At 57.6% G+C, this 16014-nt stretch carries 11 protein-coding genes and 2 pseudogenes; 4 read left to right on the forward strand and 9 right to left on the reverse strand.

From position 1 onward, the window contains the following. Nucleotide 1 precedes the first annotated feature (1 nt). The 3 genes and pseudogenes from KRR23_RS18850 to KRR23_RS18860 form a co-directional block, all read right to left on the reverse strand. A complete protein-coding gene (locus KRR23_RS18850) occupies nt 2-388 on the reverse strand; it encodes an AprI/Inh family metalloprotease inhibitor (protein ID WP_216743735.1) in 387 nt (128 codons plus the stop codon). 103 nt (nt 389-491) lie between these two features. Next, entirely contained in the window at nt 492-1916 is a 1425-nt protein-coding gene (locus KRR23_RS18855) for a serralysin family metalloprotease (RefSeq protein ID WP_216743736.1), read from the reverse strand. A 462-nt stretch (nt 1917-2378) separates the two neighbouring features. Then, nucleotides 2379-2513: pseudogene (locus tag KRR23_RS18860) on the reverse strand (spermidine/putrescine ABC transporter substrate-binding protein PotF); the annotation flags it as partial. 258 nt (nt 2514-2771) lie between these two features. Here KRR23_RS18860 and KRR23_RS18865 point away from each other — a divergent pair. Then, complete coding sequence (locus KRR23_RS18865; protein ID WP_054597310.1) at nt 2772-3044, forward strand: DUF1652 domain-containing protein; 273 nt, start codon at nt 2772-2774, stop codon at nt 3042-3044. An 87-nt stretch (nt 3045-3131) separates the two neighbouring features. Here KRR23_RS18865 and KRR23_RS18870 read toward each other — a convergent pair whose 3' ends face one another. Then, entirely contained in the window at nt 3132-5606 is a 2475-nt protein-coding gene (locus KRR23_RS18870; RefSeq protein ID WP_216743737.1) for a UvrD-helicase domain-containing protein, read from the reverse strand. A 276-nt stretch (nt 5607-5882) separates the two neighbouring features. On the opposite strand from KRR23_RS18870, the gene KRR23_RS18875 reads away from it, so the two are divergent. Beyond that, the gene (locus KRR23_RS18875; protein ID WP_216743738.1) at nt 5883-6578 is read left to right on the forward strand and encodes a pirin family protein; all 696 of its coding nucleotides are present in this window, start codon (nt 5883-5885) and stop codon (nt 6576-6578) included. 204 nt (nt 6579-6782) lie between these two features. On the opposite strand, the gene pgm is transcribed toward KRR23_RS18875, so the two are convergent. The 4 genes from pgm to KRR23_RS18895 form a co-directional block, all read right to left on the reverse strand. Then, nucleotides 6783-8429, reverse strand: coding sequence for a phosphoglucomutase (alpha-D-glucose-1,6-bisphosphate-dependent) (gene pgm, locus KRR23_RS18880; protein WP_216743739.1), 1647 nt, complete (start codon nt 8427-8429; stop codon nt 6783-6785). Nucleotides 8430-8554: 125 nt separating this feature from the next. Then, nucleotides 8555-9955, reverse strand: a complete 1401-nt coding sequence (locus tag KRR23_RS18885; RefSeq protein ID WP_216743843.1) for a PLP-dependent aminotransferase family protein — start codon at nt 9953-9955, stop codon at nt 8555-8557. A 55-nt stretch (nt 9956-10010) separates the two neighbouring features. Beyond that, nucleotides 10011-11486 (reverse strand): hypothetical protein, encoded by a 1476-nt coding sequence (locus KRR23_RS18890; protein WP_216743740.1) that lies wholly within the window; start codon nt 11484-11486, stop codon nt 10011-10013. A 599-nt stretch (nt 11487-12085) separates the two neighbouring features. Beyond that, complete coding sequence (locus tag KRR23_RS18895) at nt 12086-13108, reverse strand: zinc-dependent alcohol dehydrogenase family protein (protein ID WP_216743741.1); 1023 nt, start codon at nt 13106-13108, stop codon at nt 12086-12088. A 267-nt stretch (nt 13109-13375) separates the two neighbouring features. On the opposite strand from KRR23_RS18895, the gene KRR23_RS18900 reads away from it, so the two are divergent. Continuing rightward, complete coding sequence (locus KRR23_RS18900) at nt 13376-14290, forward strand: LysR family transcriptional regulator (RefSeq protein ID WP_253912177.1); 915 nt, start codon at nt 13376-13378, stop codon at nt 14288-14290. Nucleotides 14291-14412: 122 nt separating this feature from the next. Then, nucleotides 14413-14656 (forward strand): annotated as a pseudogene (locus KRR23_RS29160) (integrase); the annotation flags it as partial. A gap of 63 nt (nt 14657-14719) precedes the next feature. On the opposite strand, the gene fabF reads toward KRR23_RS29160, so the two are convergent. Then, entirely contained in the window at nt 14720-16012 is a 1293-nt protein-coding gene (gene fabF, locus KRR23_RS18905; protein WP_216743742.1) for a beta-ketoacyl-ACP synthase II, read from the reverse strand. Between the last annotated feature and the right edge of the window lie 2 nt (nt 16013-16014).

The following is a 16014-nucleotide window of genomic DNA, read 5'->3' on the forward strand; positions in this document are numbered from 1 at the left end:
CTTAGTCTGGAGCGCGTTGCAGAACAATCTGCGGATCAGAGTGTTTGGTACTTTGGTAGCGCCCTTCCTGCTGTCGGCCAAGATGAATAATTCTTGAACCTTCTTTACCGGTCAGCGATATACCGTCGGGTTCCGGGAACCAACCGACAGGTGTTTCACTCAGCCAACCGGCGAGACATTGAATATCGCCCGCCAATGTCTGATTTTGCACAAGTTCCAGTGAACAGATGTTCTGCGGCTGTGCCGTCAGGTAAACCTGCCATTTCCCGGCCAGCTCCGACGGGTCCGCTAATCTCAGGCTGCTTGCCATGACTACATCTCCAGAAAACATCATCAGCGTGGCAATCAGCCACGCCATTGCCCTGTAGGTAAAGGCGTTATGGGTCATAAGGTGCTTCGTCCCAGGTTGTAGCCTGTGCAGCCTCGCCTACCGCAGCGGTGCTGGCAAGGACAAAGGGCAGCGCATCGGCGCTGCCCCCATAGTCATCGACTCAGGCCACGATGTCCGTGGTAGCTGCCTGGCCAACGGTGGTGACCAGGAAGTCAGCCACGCCGTGCCCGGAGAAGTCGATGGCAAGGCTGCTGCCACCGGAGATCGAGCTCAATACCGCGTCGCCCGCTGCACCGGTGAACGAGTTCACGAAGTGCAGGCCTGCGCCGTTGGTAATGGCACTCAGGTCGATTTTGTCCAGACCGCTGGTGAAATCCATGATCTGATCGACCGCACCCGGCTTGGAGTCGGAGCTTGCTGCAAACACGAAGGTGTCGGAACCGCTGCCACCCCAGAGTTTGTCCGCGCCACCAGCACCGTAGATGATGTCGTTGCCGGCACCGCCTTTGAGCTCGTTGGCCACGCTGTTACCGATCAGCAAGTCGTTGCCCGAACCGCCGATGGCGTTCTCGATGGTCACGCCCTTGGCAATGGAAACGTTGCCTACCAGGCCGCCAACGTCGGAGAACGAGGCCTCATTGAGGTTGATCTTCTGGTTTTGGGTGAAACCGGAGAAGTCCAGGGTGTCCTTGCCGCCCGCGTCCCACACCGAGAACACGACTTTGTCCGACGACGAGGTCGCGCTGTAGAAATCGCGGCCAGCGTTGGAGTTGAAGCCGTAGGTGGTGTCACCGGTACGGGTGCTCATGTTGGCGCCATAGAGCTTCTGCACCGCAGCAATATCGTCCATCAACGGACCGGACGAATAAGCCTCGACACCGCCCTTGCTGAAGTTCTGGTCGGTGTTGCTTTCACTCCAGTAACTCATGAGGCTGTAGCCACGAGTGTCCTGGCCATAGGACGCGTCGTTGTAGGTCGGATTGCCGGTCCCGGCGTTGTAGTCGCCAGGGTGAGACAGGCCGAGGGTATGCCCGATTTCGTGAGTCAGGGTCTGACGACCGTAGTTGTTCACGCCCGGGGTCTTGTTGACGTTGTAGCCACTGCCGGTCAGGTACCAGGACTGGCCGTCGTAGCCAGGTTCGCTGCCAGGCAGGAAGGCAAACGCTGCTGCACCTTCCTGGCCGCCGCTGTAGTTGCCGAAGGTCATGTGACCGTCGCCGCCCTTGGCGGCTTCAGTGAACGTGACATTGGCAACGTCGCCCCAGGATTGCATGGCGAGCACGGCCTGAGATTTCTGCAAGGCACTGAACTGGCTGAAACCAGTAACACCCAGGCCGCTGAAATTCGACGTCGGGGCGGTCAGAAACGAGTAGGTCAGTTCGATCTTGCCGCTGCCGTTGAGATCGTGCCAGGAGTAGCCATCTCGCAGCAGTTGAGTCGCAGCTTGATCTACCGAGTAGGAGGGTTTGCCATTGACCGTAAGATTGCCGCCACGGTCATACTGATGGCTGAAACTATCGATCTGCGACCAGGCGCTACTTGTGGCGGCCAGTGAGTCAATAGCGTTCACTTTTACTTTCGACATAAACACACTTCCTTGTTTAGCAATGGAACAGTTTTTGTCAGACAGCGACAATCTCTGGCGAGATCGTCCTATCACTCGCCCAATGAAGGCGTAAGAAAGCTGACACATTTCGAAATCAAACGTCTACTACTTTTTTGACGTCAAATTGAACTGCTCCACAAAACTCCCGAAAACAATGACCGGCGAGTCGAAATAATCTTTGTAGTTCAATCTCCTTGATGGATTGTCGGACAATGATCTATTTAAATATTAAATAACAGTACAGTTGTATTTGATTGCTACGTCGCAGTTTTATGTGGCTTTGCGCCATCTAGCTGCATTCAAAGCACACTGTAAACGTTCGGCTTAAAGTGCATTAACCTAAATATCGCAGCCTTCGGCAGCTCCTCTATCGGTGTTTACCTGTAGGCGCTGCCGAAGGCTGCGATATTTTGATCTTTGGCTCTCGCCCCCGCACGGAATTTACCCCCTCAACTCCCCCGTCCGGATCTTCTTCCACAACCGTGTACGAACCCGGTCGATGTTCAGTGGCATGGCCTCACGGGCAAACAGCTTGCCCATCATTTCCGGGCTCGGATACACCTTGGTGTCACTCTTGGTTTCATTGCTGTCATAGACGTCATAGCTGAAACCGATGCCGGTTGACGCAACGAGCATCAGCGGCGCTTCGCCCGATACCCTACAAAACATGATCCAGATCAATGACAGCGCTTCAATCGCCAAACGGCCTTAAAGATTTCACGGTCCTTTCACCAACGAGTGCTATTTTTAAAATTCAAACGGTTGGGCCAATGAGGGCTCATCCCTCCTAAACACGGGCTAACGGACGCGCTCGATGAACAAGGCGGGCAGCACATGAATAGAGTGTCGTTGAGCAAGGTTACGTTTCCAAACGCCTGCCAGCTGATGCGCTGGTATTTTCATCCCATGGGATTCGAGGCGAGCATGGATGCCCCGGACAGCATGATTGCCCGGTTGTTTGATCGTGCCAGTGGCGAGACCATGATCGCCATTGCCGGAATTCCCTGCGCTACAGTGATGAACGCCGCCGATGTCGAGCGAATAATCGAAGCGGTGGAGGATGAGCTTGAAGCCTTTGCTCCTCCGGCCCTGAAAAGTGCTTCTTGAACCACAATCCTTTGGTATCAAAGCAAAGCCCACGCAGCGTGGGCTTTTTCATGTGCGAAGGTATTCCAGATTTCTGCACCACCCTGTTCAGACCGACTGTTTGCCAACTCGCTGATCGGCGAAGAAAGGCTTGCCCTGCGCGATCCTGTCAGATGCCTTGGGCATATTGACCGATTGATTGTCCTGGCCATCGACGTACCAATAGCAGTGCGTCACTGCCCGGGTGATGCCAACGTAAGCCAACCGCAGAATCTCGTCTTTCTGCGCGCTGTCATAAGGCTCCGCATCGCCGTCCTTGCCCAGCCCGGCCATGCGATAGACCTGATTCTTGTACGGTGAACTGGTCAGGTGCTGGCAGTCGCCGAGCAGGAATACCGCATCGGCCTGAAGCCCCTTGGCACTGTGATAGGTCAACTGCTTGAGCCGTCGAGCCTCGAACGGCAAGCTAGAATCAGCATTAACTACAGGAGAAATATGCTCCTCAATCAATGACTTATCGCTACTTTTTCGATACAGCATCAAGATTGAATCACCGTTTCGGTAGTGTTCCATCAGACGCTTGGCCATGGCCGAATCATCCCGATCATGGACGTTGACCGGCAACAGTTCCCCCGGTTCACCACTGGCCTTGGCTTTTTTGCCGGGAATCGCCGGTGCGGCGCGCACGATATGCTCGGCAGCGTCGATGATGTGCTGATGGCTGCGGTAGTTTTCGGCGAGCATTACCCGCGTGGTACCAGGCGACGGAAATTCCTTGTTGAATTCCATGAAGTACTTCGGCGAACTGCCGCGCCAGCCATAGATCGACTGCCAGTCGTCGCCGACGCACAGCAGCGACGAACGTTGCGCCCCGCGCCCGATGTGCATGGCCGGACCACGGCTGCGGATTTCCTTCAGGGTTGCGCGAATCCAGGAGACGATTTGCGGGGAAACGTCCTGAAATTCATCGATCATCAAATGCGACATCGGTCGCAGCAACTCATCGCTCAGCAGTTTGAGGTTTTCTGGCGAATGTTCACTGAACAAGGCGAACATCCGGTTGTAGGTCATCACCGGCGGCGACTGATCCAGCAGGTGATCCTCCAGGGCTCGCCAGTACAGGCTGAGCGCTTCAAAGAACAAACGGTCAGGATCGTCCTTGGCGAAACTCATCTGGCCCACGGCAGCTGGAACATCCAGCCCCAGGTTTTCGATAAAGCTGGCCGCCGCGACAAAACAGTCGAGCAGCGGCGCGGAACCCAGTTCGCCCTTGACCTTGTAATCGAACCCCGGTCCGGCGCTGGCATCCCCTGCCAGTGTGGCTAATACGCGCTTTGAAGATTCGTAGCTATCCAGCCAAATCAAAGGCTTACGACAGAAAGCTTGAAACAGGGTGCGCTTGACTGCCCATTCGGCGCGAACCGTCAGTTTGGCGTTGGGACGGCTGACTTGCGGGTTTTCACGAGGGTCGAAGCCTAGAACCACCCAGGCGTCGAGCGTTGGAATGTAACCGTGGCAATGGAAGGTCGAACCGTTGATCTCGAATACCTGGCGGCTTGGCTCAATGCCCTTGATCGGCCAGGCGCCTGCGCGGATCCATAGATCTTCGACGACATCGCAGAGTTCTTCATCGCGCTTGGCCGCCAGCTCGGTCACCGCCATGCGCTTTTGCACATCCGGGTGATCGCGCTCCAGTTCCTTGAGCTGCAAGGCGTGACGGGACAGCGGCGTGATCAGTTCGCGAAAGCGCTCGTTTTGAATAAACAGCCGGTGAAAGCAGGCATTGAGTTGTTGGCGCTGGGTGTCGTTGATCCGCAGATCGAACGGGTTGCTGTCGACCTCTGCGTCATCGAAAAGCGAACGGCCATTAAGGTTTTCGAAAGCCTGCAGCCGCTCGAATCCCGGCAGGCTACGGACCATCGGCAGAATGCGTGAGTGGAAGGTTCGCACCAGATCGCGGGCGTCTTTCTGGGAGAGCGCTCGGCCCCACACTGCAAACAGCCCGATCAGCTTGTTGATGAAGTCCTTGCGAGATTCCCGGGTGAAGGTCACCACGGTCAACGAATCGAGTTCAAACCCCAGGTAATGGGTCAGCAGCAAAATGCGCAGCGCCAGGGTCGTCGACTTCCCGGCGCCCGCCCCGGCAATCACCGAGGTCGAGGGGGTGTCGCTGAAGATCATCTTCCACTGGGCGGCGCTCGGCTGCGCCGACTCCGGCAACAAGCGGGCGACATCGGCCTTCATGCGTTTCTTGATGTCGGCACTCAGGGGCAGCCGCCAGTCGTCGAACAGGTTTTCATCAATGCGCGGCGCCGGATGCTCGGTGGATCGGCTGTCGCGGATCAGCAATACCTGACGGCCTTCCTCTATTCCGTCCAGCTTGCCTTCCTTGTAGCCGTAGTCGACGCCCGCGCTATGACCGCTGCGAAAGCCGTCGGCCTGGCCATGCAGCCAGGACGCCCGGTGCTGCGCGCGCAGACGATTGAGGCCGTGGCCAAAAAAACGCGCGGCCAGGCGTTTGAGCAACGGCATCTCGGCCAGGGGCAAAAGCTCGGAAGGAAGATCGGAATTGTGACGCGGCACGCTGACTCCAGGGTGTGAGGCTGTTGCAGGCTATGGTGTCTTCATTTGCCGGCGAGTTCTAGTCAAATGCTTATCCATCATTGGTTTAAGCGATGAAGTGAATGCTGAAACGTAGAATATAGTCTTTAATTAACATCTAATAAACTGATTGGATTGAGGCAGTTTTTACGCTTTTTATCGATTGTTAACTGATAGATGATGCTTGCCATCAACCACCGGTTCTCGTTTTGCGGCTCAAGCGTTCCGCCCCATGACGAACCTTTTCAGGAGACGATCATGCTTGAACTCAGACCCTTCAATTCCCTGGGCGGCGCCCACCATGGCTGGTTGGATGCCCATCATCACTTTTCGTTCGCCGAGTACCATGACCCTAAACGCATGAACTGGGGCAACCTGCGAGTGTGGAACGACGATGTGATTGCGCCGGGCACCGGATTCCCGAAACACCCGCATCGGGACATGGAAATCATCACCTACGTTCGCGAAGGTGCGATCAGCCATGAAGACAACCTGGGTAACAAGGGCCGCACCGAGGCTGGCGATGTACAGGTCATGAGCGCCGGCACCGGGATTGCTCACAGCGAGTACAACCTGGAGTCGACGGCAACGAAGATTTTCCAGATCTGGATCATCCCGAATGAAACCGGGCTGGCGCCGTCCTGGGGTGCCAAACCGTTTCCCCAAGGTCAGCGCGAAGGTTTCGTGACCCTGGCCAGCGGCAAGGCCGGCGACGACCAAAGCCTGCGGATCCGTGCTGATGCAAGGTTGGTGGCTGCGAACCTGAAGACTGGCGAAACCGCCGAGTATCGACTGGACAACGGTCGCCGGGCGTACCTGGTGCCTGCCACCGGAGTCATTGAAGTCAATGGCTTGCGTGCACAAGCTCGAGACGGTGTAGCGGTTGCGCAGGAGCAGGTGCTGCGGGTGACCGCCATCGAGGACAGTGAAATCGTGTTGGTGGACCTGGCTTGATGCGCTGAAAGCCAGATGCAAAAAAGGGGTGACCGTTTTGGTCACCCCTTTTTACATAGCCATTGTGGCGAGGGGGCTTGCCCCCGTTCGGCTGCGAAGCAGTCGCAAAATGGCGTATGCGATCTGTCTGAAGAACAGCAATGATCAGGATCAGGGCCGCTTCGCAACCCAACGGGGGCGAGCCCCCTCGCCACAGGCCTTCGATTATTTCGTGCTGATCGCGCTGTCCACCAGTGTCTGGGCTTCGCTGACCAACTGCTTGAGGTGATCGTCGCCAATGAAGCTTTCGGCGTAGATCTTGTAGATGTCCTCGGTGCCCGAAGGACGGGCCGCGAACCAGCCATTTTCGGTCATGACTTTCAGCCCGCCGATCGCCTGGTCGTTACCCGGCGCCTTGCTGAGAATGCTCTGGATCGCTTCGCCAGCCAGTTGTGTCGATTTGACCTGATCTGGCGACAGCTTGCCGAGCAAGGCTTTTTGCTCAGGGTTGGCCTTGGCATCGACACGTACCGAGAACGGCTCACCCAGCTCATCGGTCAGTGCGCGATAAGCCTGGCTTGGATCACGCCCTGTGCGAGCGGTCATTTCAGCCGCCAGCAATGCAGGAATCAGGCCGTCCTTGTCGGTGCTCCAGACGCCACCATCCTTACGCAGGAACGAGGCACCGGCACTTTCTTCGCCGCCAAAACCCAGCGAGCCATCGAACAGCCCATCGGCAAACCATTTGAAACCGACCGGCACTTCGTACAGACGACGGTTCAGGCGCTTGACAACGCGGTCGATCAAGCCACTGCTGACCACGGTTTTACCCACCGCCGCATCGGCGCGCCATTGCGGGCGGTTCTGGAACAGATAGTCGATGGACACGGCCAGATAGTTGTTCGGCGCCAGCAAGCCACCGGACGGGGTGACGATGCCATGACGGTCGTGGTCCGGGTCGCAGGCGAACGCCACGTCGAAACGCTCTTTCAGACCGATCAGGCCTTGCATGGCATAGCTGGACGATGGGTCCATGCGAATCTGACCGTCCCAGTCGACGGACATGAAGCGGAACGTTGGGTCGACCTGGGTGTTCACCACCTCAAGGTTCAGGCGGTAATGCTCGGCAATGGCCGACCAGTAGCGCACCCCTGCTCCGCCCAGCGGATCCACGCCCAGGCGCAGGTTGGCGCCACGGATGGCGTCGAAGTCGATCACGTTGACCAGATCGGCGACGTAGGTATTGAGGTAGTCGTGACGATGGGTGGTGCTGGCCTTGAGTGCCTGCTCGTAGCTGATGCGTTTGACACCCGCAAGCTTGTTGGTCAGCAACTCGTTGGCCTTGGCCTCGATCCACTTGGTGATGTGGGTATCGGCCGGGCCACCGTTGGTGGGGTTGTACTTGTAACCGCCGCTTTGCGGTGGGTTGTGGGACGGCGTGATGACGATGCCGTCCGCCAGCCCCGACGTACGGCCGTGGTTGTAGCAAAGAATTGCGTGGGAAATAGCCGGCGTCGGCGTGTACTCGTCGCCTTCGGCAATCATCACGGTCACGCCATTGGCGGCGAGGACTTCCAGCGCACTGGCGCCGGCCGGAGTCGATAGCGCGTGAGTGTCGATGCCGACAAACAACGGACCGTCGATGCCCTGCGCTTCGCGATACAGGCAGATGGCCTGGCTGATGGCCAGAACGTGCCATTCGTTGAAACTCAGCTCGAACGAGCTGCCACGATGGCCTGAAGTACCAAACGCAACGCGCTGGGTTGAAACAGAGGCATCGGGCTGGCCGGTGTAATAGGCCGTTACCAGTCGCGGGATGTCGACCAACAACTCTACGGGTGCCGGTTTGCCCGCAAAAGGACTGAGTGTCATGCAAAACCTCTGAAAAAGAGTGGTTCAGGAATGGGGACGCAGTTTACTGGCAGTTTGACCAGAGAGCGACGATATCTATCCAGACAAAATCTATCCAGATATCAGCTGGGTATATTGACGCCCGGTCAATCAATGAGTTCAAGCCTCAACGCATCTGCCAGCATCGTCAATGCAGCCTCCAGGTCATGCTGCCCGCTGAATGTGTGGCTGAGCCTGACGTTCTGCGAATACAACCCATGCAGGCTGAACAGTTCGCCGGGGGCAATCACCACCTGTTGCTTGAGCATGCGCTGGAAGACCCGCCGCACATCGACCGGCCGTAACGAGCGCACCCAGATGGTCGCCCCGCCCGCTGGCTCGACAAACTCCAGTGAGTCGCTCAGACGGTCCTGCAGCATTTGGATCATTCGGCTTTTACGCTCTTTCAACAGCCGGCGCAGCACCAGCAAGTGCTGGTCGATACGGCCGCTGCTGTACAAGCGTGCGATGGCTTTCTGACGAATCGGCGACAGGCGAAACGCGCGCAGCAAAAAATGCCGCTGCAATTCCACGCTCAAATGCCGTGAAAGCAGATACCCGTAAGGTGCCTCAGGCCCCATGAGCTTTTCGAAGGTGGAAAACACGATCAGTCGATCAGGATCGAGCACATCGCGAAAACGACGTTCATGCGGCTCATGAGCGAGTTCACCGTACACGTCGTTTTCCAGTACCCAACTGCCGTGTTGTTCCAACAGCTCGGCGGTGGATTGCCGGTTGTCCGACGGCATCAGGCTGCCGCGCGGCATGCTCACGCCCGACGACAGTACCACCAGGCGAACCGCCTCGGTCTGGAGCAAATGCTCGAGTAACTCAAGGTCAAGGCAGCCGTTGCTGTCTATCGGCAACTCGATCACCTGCACGCCAGCGGTCTGGAACAAGCGCAAAATGGCCCAGTCGCAGGGCGATTCGACCAGCACGGTCGCATCCTTGAGTTCGAGCACTGCGATCAGGATTTCCAGCACACCTCGCCAGTCGGCACCGATGTAAACATCATCGGCATGCCAGCAGCGTGCCGGTGAAGTGGTGTAGCGTGCCGCCAGCGCAGTACGTAATTCCAGCTCGCCACACGGCTGCGAGTGAAGCTGCGGCTGGCGCGGATATTGGCGCACCAATTCCCGCTCCAGCAGTAACAGCGGACTGTCCAGCGACTGCAAAAGCGCGGGCTCGTCGATACTCAGGACCAGCATTCCCGGGCGCCTTGCGCTGACATAGACCGTTTCAAGCAGGTCGTTGCCGCTGCTGAACGACGTATTCAAGGAAACCGGCAACGCGTAGTAGCCGGACTTTGCCACCGAATACACTCGCCCTTCTTTCTCCAGCAGCGAATAGGCGTACTGGATAGTTGAAATCGACACGTTCAACCGGTCTGCCAGTTGCCTTAGCGAAGGCAGCTTGATCGGTGCTTCAGTCGCCATTTCATTAATCAGGCTGGTCAGGTATCGGTACACGGCCTGGTAGGCAAAATCGGTTTCCCTTTGCCCCTTCATGAACGCTGGCCAATCGCTGTGCAGGTAGTGTTTGAATCGGTCAAACCAGACTCCTTCAACGTCTCGCTGACCGTTCACTCAGCGCGTCATCCACCTCAAACTCTCCCGCGCCTTCGGCACTCAAGACCGAATCACCCGCCTCGAGCCCGATCCCGGACACCGAGCGCATGCCGTAGAGCTTGCAGATCAGGCTGACCGACAAACCGCTGACGTCGATCATCCATTGCATGACTTGCTCAGGAGCGGCATTGCCCTGCATCGCCTTGTGCAGTTCGGGCATCGCCACCAACATGCCGGGATGGCAGCGGCGCAAAAAGTGCTCAAGCCCGGCACCGGCATCGACAAAGGGGGCGAACAGCAGGCACAGCTGCTGTGTTTCATTCAGACCCAGTGCTTGCTGAGCCTCGGCCGACGCCAGGGTCCGAAGCTCAGCCATCGCGCGTGGATTGCCGTAGACCTCCAGCACCTGCTCGCAAAGCCGCTCGGGCAGACGTCGTTTACGCATCTTCAACAACGCCCGTTGTATGTACTCGCTGAATCCGTTTTCGTAGGCCAGGCCGTTCACGAAGCAGGCCTGCAAGCCCCGCAAATGGGCCGAGAGCAAAGGGCTGGCGAATTCGTTTTCGCGCAGGTGAACGTCAATTTCATCCGGTTGCAGCCCGAGAAAATCGGTCAGTAATGGCCAGCGCTCCTCCATGTTGCCGGTCACCAGGTCCTGGATATCGATGTAGTCTGCGCCGCGTCGCGTCTCAAAGCTCTCGCGTGGCCGCCACTCGACCGTTTCATGGCCCGCATAAAGCTCGCGATAACAGTCGCCGCCCAAATGATCGAGCGTTGAGAACAATCCTTCATAACTGAAGGCCGGATGTGTGATTGTCGGCAGGCCGGCCTTTTGTGCCTCGCGCATCAGGCCGGTCAAAAACTGCTTTTGCTGACGCACGGTTTCACCGCTGATCAGCGTATCGACACCGCCCTCCCATCGGGCCATCTGCAAGTAGAACTCGCCTGTCGCCAGATAGCCATCGTCACACGCTTCAAACACCCCGTGAGCCCCTCGCAGATGGCCGAGCATCAGCATGTTGGTGCGATTCAAATCGCGACCGGCCTCGGACATCGGCGTCAGATGGCTGAAGGGCAACACCTCGCGGTTATCGACCATCACCACCTCGACCCGAGGATCGTCGTAGACAAACAGGGCACCGTAGCTGCTATGAATATTCTCCATGATCATCGGCGTCGTCCCGCCCAGCCGTAGCGTGGCGACACGCAACTGGAAGGTCGCTGGCGCTCGGCCTGCGATACTCAACTGCGCGGCACGCAGGAATGCCAATGTGTAGCAACTGTCGCGCGTTCCCGAGTGCATCATCAGCACCTTATAAGTACCGATTCTCTCCATTCCCCCGGCAGCCACCACCAGACGCTGGATCAACAGCTGCAATGCAGTACGTTCCGCGCGAGAAAAGAAACTCAGCAACCGCTGCAAAACTTGCTGATAGACATAGTTCATCGCTTGATCATGAGTTGTGCTCATTGTCATTTACCTGATATTCAAAAAGTCGGCATCGCACAAACAATCATTTGCTTGCACGACCTGCGATCGGTGATGGCTGATTACGGTTTATCGTGAGTATCTGCTTTCAAATGCTAACACTTTGGTTGTGGTAACTATTTGAAACGATTGTTATAGAAATAACATTCACGACCGAGTCAATCGCCCACAACCCCCGAGGCCAAGCGCTCCGACGGGCCGGGTGGGCGGCCTAGGATTTTTCCGACAACGTCCCACAGACAATGAGCACGAGAAATAAGGAAACCAGAGCAAGGCAATACTTCCATAACTAACAAGCGAACCACTTACTTGCCGCGCTTCAACACGAAGCGCAGGCGAGCAATGGTCCGAATACATAGCACCCAAAGCAGTACCCATTAAAAAAAGATGCCCAGCCATGACTCATTCCTTGAGATGAAATTAATCATTCAATTATCAGGGCTTATATGATGATTAGAAGATACAGATCAGGAGCAAAAACCAGTTCAGTTGCTGAACCGGCAGATGACAAAGGGGGGATGAGAGGTTTGCCCGTACAACAAAAACGCAAGAGTCCGTCAACACGGACTCTTGCGCAAGCGTCATGCAGGTTCTACTTGAAGCGCCACTCGTTCGTGACACGGACACTCATCCATGTAACGGTGCGCCTGGACAAACTCGCTAAACGGGAAGACCCGGGTCTTGAGTGGCAGCAGTACACGGTCAGCCGTCAACTGGTTGATATCGCGCAAGGCCCGTTGCAGTGCGACCTGGTCCTGAATGATCCCCAGTTCCGGTTTGCCGGTGAAGTTACCGATGCAATGCACGAAGAACTGAATGTTTTTCTGGAACGCTGCACAGGCCGGGAACGGAGTCTGGTTGCCGCCTTGCAGGCCATACAGCACCAGGCTGCCACGAGGCGCCAGCACGTCACCGAGCATCGACATCTGCGGACCACCGAGGCCGTCGAATACCACGTCGACACCGCGGTTGTCGGTGAGTTTGTTGATCTGCATGAGCAGATCCTGCTCTTCAGTGACGATCACCTTCTCGGCACCCAGGGATAACAGGTATTCGCGCTCGCTGGTCGTTTTGGTCGCGGCAATGACCCGTACACCCAAGGCCTTGCCCAGTTGCACAAAGGACGGGCCGGCACAATGGCTCGCATCGGTGACCAGTGCAAACTGGCCAGGCTTGACCCGTGCCAGTTCGGCGTAGGCAAAGTAGGCAACCAACAGCGGCGTGTAATGCACAGCGGCTTCGATCGGGCTGAGCACATCCGGATAACGCGTCAGCGCCGAACGCGGCAGCACGATCTGCTCGCCGTAGACGGGATAGTCATTGGGACTTTCTGCCGGGAAGCTGGCGACCTTGTCACCCACGGCCAGATCATCGACACCTTCGCCGACGGCGGTGACCACGCCGGCCATTTCATGGCCAAGGCCCGATGGCAACCGGGCATGGGAAGACGCCAGGTTCTGGCGCCAGAGGATGTCATACCAACTGATGCCGATCGCTTCGACACGCACCTGCACTTCGCCCGGCGCTGGCAGAGCTGCCGCATGCTCTTCGCATTTGAGCACCTCGGCAGGACCAAACTTGTGAAAACGGATCGTGCGGGACATCGCAAACCTCGTCAAAGTAACCTCTAATGCCCTGAACTCTATCTGGGCTTTCTGGCCAAGACCATCAGTGGCTATTAATAGTCGACATGCCTGTCATTGATTCCGCAGTCCCGGCAATACGTCCATCAACGTAGAAAACCGAACCAGCATTGTGGGAAAAATGAATTACTCGGTGCAGAGTAACAGCCTTTCCCCGTAAGATTCATGCCGGCCATTGTTCTCATATGGCCGCTCTCGTCAAGTTTGCTGACTCTGCCAGGACTCCAGATGAATCGTAATGACCTGCGTCGTGTCGACCTGAACCTGTTGATCGTGTTCGAAACCCTCATGCATGAACGCAGCGTGACCCGCGCGGCGGAAAAGCTGTTTCTCGGCCAGCCGGCCATCAGTGCGGCGTTATCGCGCCTGCGCAGTCTGTTCGACGACCCACTGTTTGTGCGTACCGGCCGCAGCATGGAGCCTTCGGCCCGGGCGGTGGAAATCTTCGCCCTGCTCTCTCCGGCGCTGGATTCGATTTCGACCGCTGTCAGTCGCGCCGCTGAATTCGACCCGGCCACCAGCACCGCGGTGTTTCGCATCGGCCTCTCGGATGATGTCGAGTTCGCCCTGCTGCCGATGCTGTTGAAGCGCCTGCGTGCGGAGGCGCCCGGCATCGTGCTGGTGGTGCGACGCGTCAACTATTTATTGATGCCGAGCTTGTTGGCGTCGGGCGAAATCTCGATTGGCGTCAGCTACACCACAGATTTGCCGGCCAACGCCAAGCGCAAAGTCCTACGACGCAGCATGCCGAAACTGCTGCGCGCCGACTCGGTCCCCGGCGCCTTGAGCCTGGACGACTTCTGCGCTCGCCCCCATGCCCTGGTGTCCTTCGCTGGCGACCTCAGCGGCTTCATCGATGAAGAACTGGAGAAACTCGGGCGCAAGCGTCATGTGGTGCTCGCGGTTCCGCAGTTCAATGGATTGGGCACGCTGTTGGCCGGCACCGATATTCTCGCCACCGTGCCGGATTACACCGCCGATGCACTGACTGCCGCCGGTGGCGTACGCGCCGAAGACCCGCCGCTGCCGATGCGAACCTTCGAGTTGCACATGGCCTGGCGCGGCTCGCAGGACAACGATCCGGGCGAGCGCTGGCTAAGGTCTCGGATTCAGATGTTCTTTGGGGACCCTGATAGTCTGTAACAAACCCCCGCCAGGCTCAAAAAAACCTTTTACAAACATAAAGTTATAGGTTTTTTTCAGTCTAGGGCCGTCCGTCCAGTTCCACTGGATTCCGGAGCGTATGGGGGCATAACTGAGGGCAAATCTCGCCGGTCTATCCGGGTCGCCCCATCAACCCGACGTCGATGCTCAAGTCCTTTCAGCGTATCTGGCCGGAGTACGACATAACAGCCCACGGCTTTCGTGCTACATACCGGACGATTGCCCATGAACATTTAGGTATCGATCCAATCGTGCTCGAACTGTCGTTATCTCACCGGATGCCAGGAGTGCCAGGGGCTATGTATGCGCGCGCAACTGCTGGTGCAACGCCGGGAAGCGTCTCGCACCATCGAATCTCCCTTCCCTCTCACTCACCTCTTAATTCACAACCGACTGTTGGCGCCACACTCAAAATTCAGGCTCCCAGCGGCGGAACAGGACGCTGGCGTTAACCCCACCAAACCCGAACCCATTTGAGAGCGCGTGCCTTATCAACGTCTTCCGGGACTTTAGGCCGACCAGATCGAGCCCGACGGCCGCCTCATCGGGATGAACCAGATTCAACGTGGGAGGCACGACCTGGTCACGAAGCGCCAGTACCGTGAAGATGGCTTCAATGCCACCGGCTGCTCCCAGAAGATGCCCGGTGGCGGACTTGGTCGAAGTGATCGCCACGCCCGAGTCACTCCCGAACACCGAGCGAATTGCCGCCAGTTCCCCTTTGTCGCCAACCGGAGTGGAGGTCGCGTGCGCGTTGATATGCTGCACGTCCGCAGGACTGACAGCGGCCTGGCGCAGTGCTTGCTCCATGGCGCGCCGTGCGCCGCTGCCATCTTCCGGACCTGCCGTCAGGTGATAGGCATCGGCGCTGGTGCCATAGCCGACCAGTTCCGCCAAGGGTTTGGCTCCACGTGAGAGGGCATGCTCCAGCGACTCGATTACAAGCAACCCGGCCCCCTCAGACATAACGAAGCCGTCACGATCGCGATCAAAGGGACGTGATGCCTCCTGCGGACGCTGGGCAAAACCAGTGGATAGCGCGCGGGCCGCAGCAAAACACCCCAGAGTCACACGGTCTATCGCTGCTTCGGTACCGCCGCATATGGCGATGTCCGCCTCGCCACTTCTGATGAGCCTGGCCGCATCGCCGATAGCCTGCACCCCTGCAGCACAGGCCGTTATGGGCGCCCCGAGCGGCCCTTTGAAACCATGCCGAATGGAAACGTGCCCGGCCGCCATATTGGCGAGAAATGACGGTGCAGTGAACGGCGACAACCTGCGAGGGCCACGCGCGTCGGTGGTACGTACAGCGTCGGCAATCGCGCCAAAACCACCTACGCCCGATGCAATGATCGTAGCGGTACGCTCCTGGTCCGCGACATCCGTCGGATGCCAGCCGGCCTGCTCCAGAGCTTCGTGCGCGGCCACAAGCGCAAACTCGATGAAGCGATCCATCTTCTTGCGATCCTTGGCCGAGATAATGCGCTCCGGGTCGTAACCCGCGATGGCATCATCTTCTAAAGACGGCACCTGGCCGCCTACTGCAACGCCCGTACCCTCAGTAATATCGTCGGGCAGGTTACGGATGCCAGAACGTCCGGCCAGCAATCTCTTCCAGACTTCTTCTACTCCGCATCCCAGAGGTCCGACAATTCCGGCGCCCGTGACTACGATTCGCTTCTGACTTTCGAGATTAATCATTG

Origin of the sequence: Pseudomonas sp. CVAP#3, assembly GCF_018986375.1 — a bacterium.
Taxonomy (GTDB): domain Bacteria; phylum Pseudomonadota; class Gammaproteobacteria; order Pseudomonadales; family Pseudomonadaceae; genus Aquipseudomonas; species Aquipseudomonas helvetica.

Coding starts and splice junctions, on each gene's coding strand:
- KRR23_RS18850 (WP_216743735.1), bottom strand. CDS start 388: ATGACCCATAACGCCTTTACCTACAGGGCAATGGCGTGGCTGATTGCC.
- KRR23_RS18855 (WP_216743736.1), bottom strand. CDS start 1,916: ATGTCGAAAGTAAAAGTGAACGCTATTGACTCACTGGCCGCCACAAGT.
- KRR23_RS18865 (WP_054597310.1), top strand. CDS start 2,772: ATGAATAGAGTGTCGTTGAGCAAGGTTACGTTTCCAAACGCCTGCCAG.
- KRR23_RS18875 (WP_216743738.1), top strand. CDS start 5,883: ATGCTTGAACTCAGACCCTTCAATTCCCTGGGCGGCGCCCACCATGGC.
- pgm (WP_216743739.1), bottom strand. CDS start 8,429: ATGACACTCAGTCCTTTTGCGGGCAAACCGGCACCCGTAGAGTTGTTG.
- KRR23_RS18885 (WP_216743843.1), bottom strand. CDS start 9,955: ATGAAGGGGCAAAGGGAAACCGATTTTGCCTACCAGGCCGTGTACCGA.
- KRR23_RS18890 (WP_216743740.1), bottom strand. CDS start 11,486: ATGAGCACAACTCATGATCAAGCGATGAACTATGTCTATCAGCAAGTT.
- KRR23_RS18895 (WP_216743741.1), bottom strand. CDS start 13,108: ATGTCCCGCACGATCCGTTTTCACAAGTTTGGTCCTGCCGAGGTGCTC.
- KRR23_RS18900 (WP_253912177.1), top strand. CDS start 13,376: ATGAATCGTAATGACCTGCGTCGTGTCGACCTGAACCTGTTGATCGTG.
- fabF (WP_216743742.1), bottom strand. CDS start 16,012: ATGATTAATCTCGAAAGTCAGAAGCGAATCGTAGTCACGGGCGCCGGA.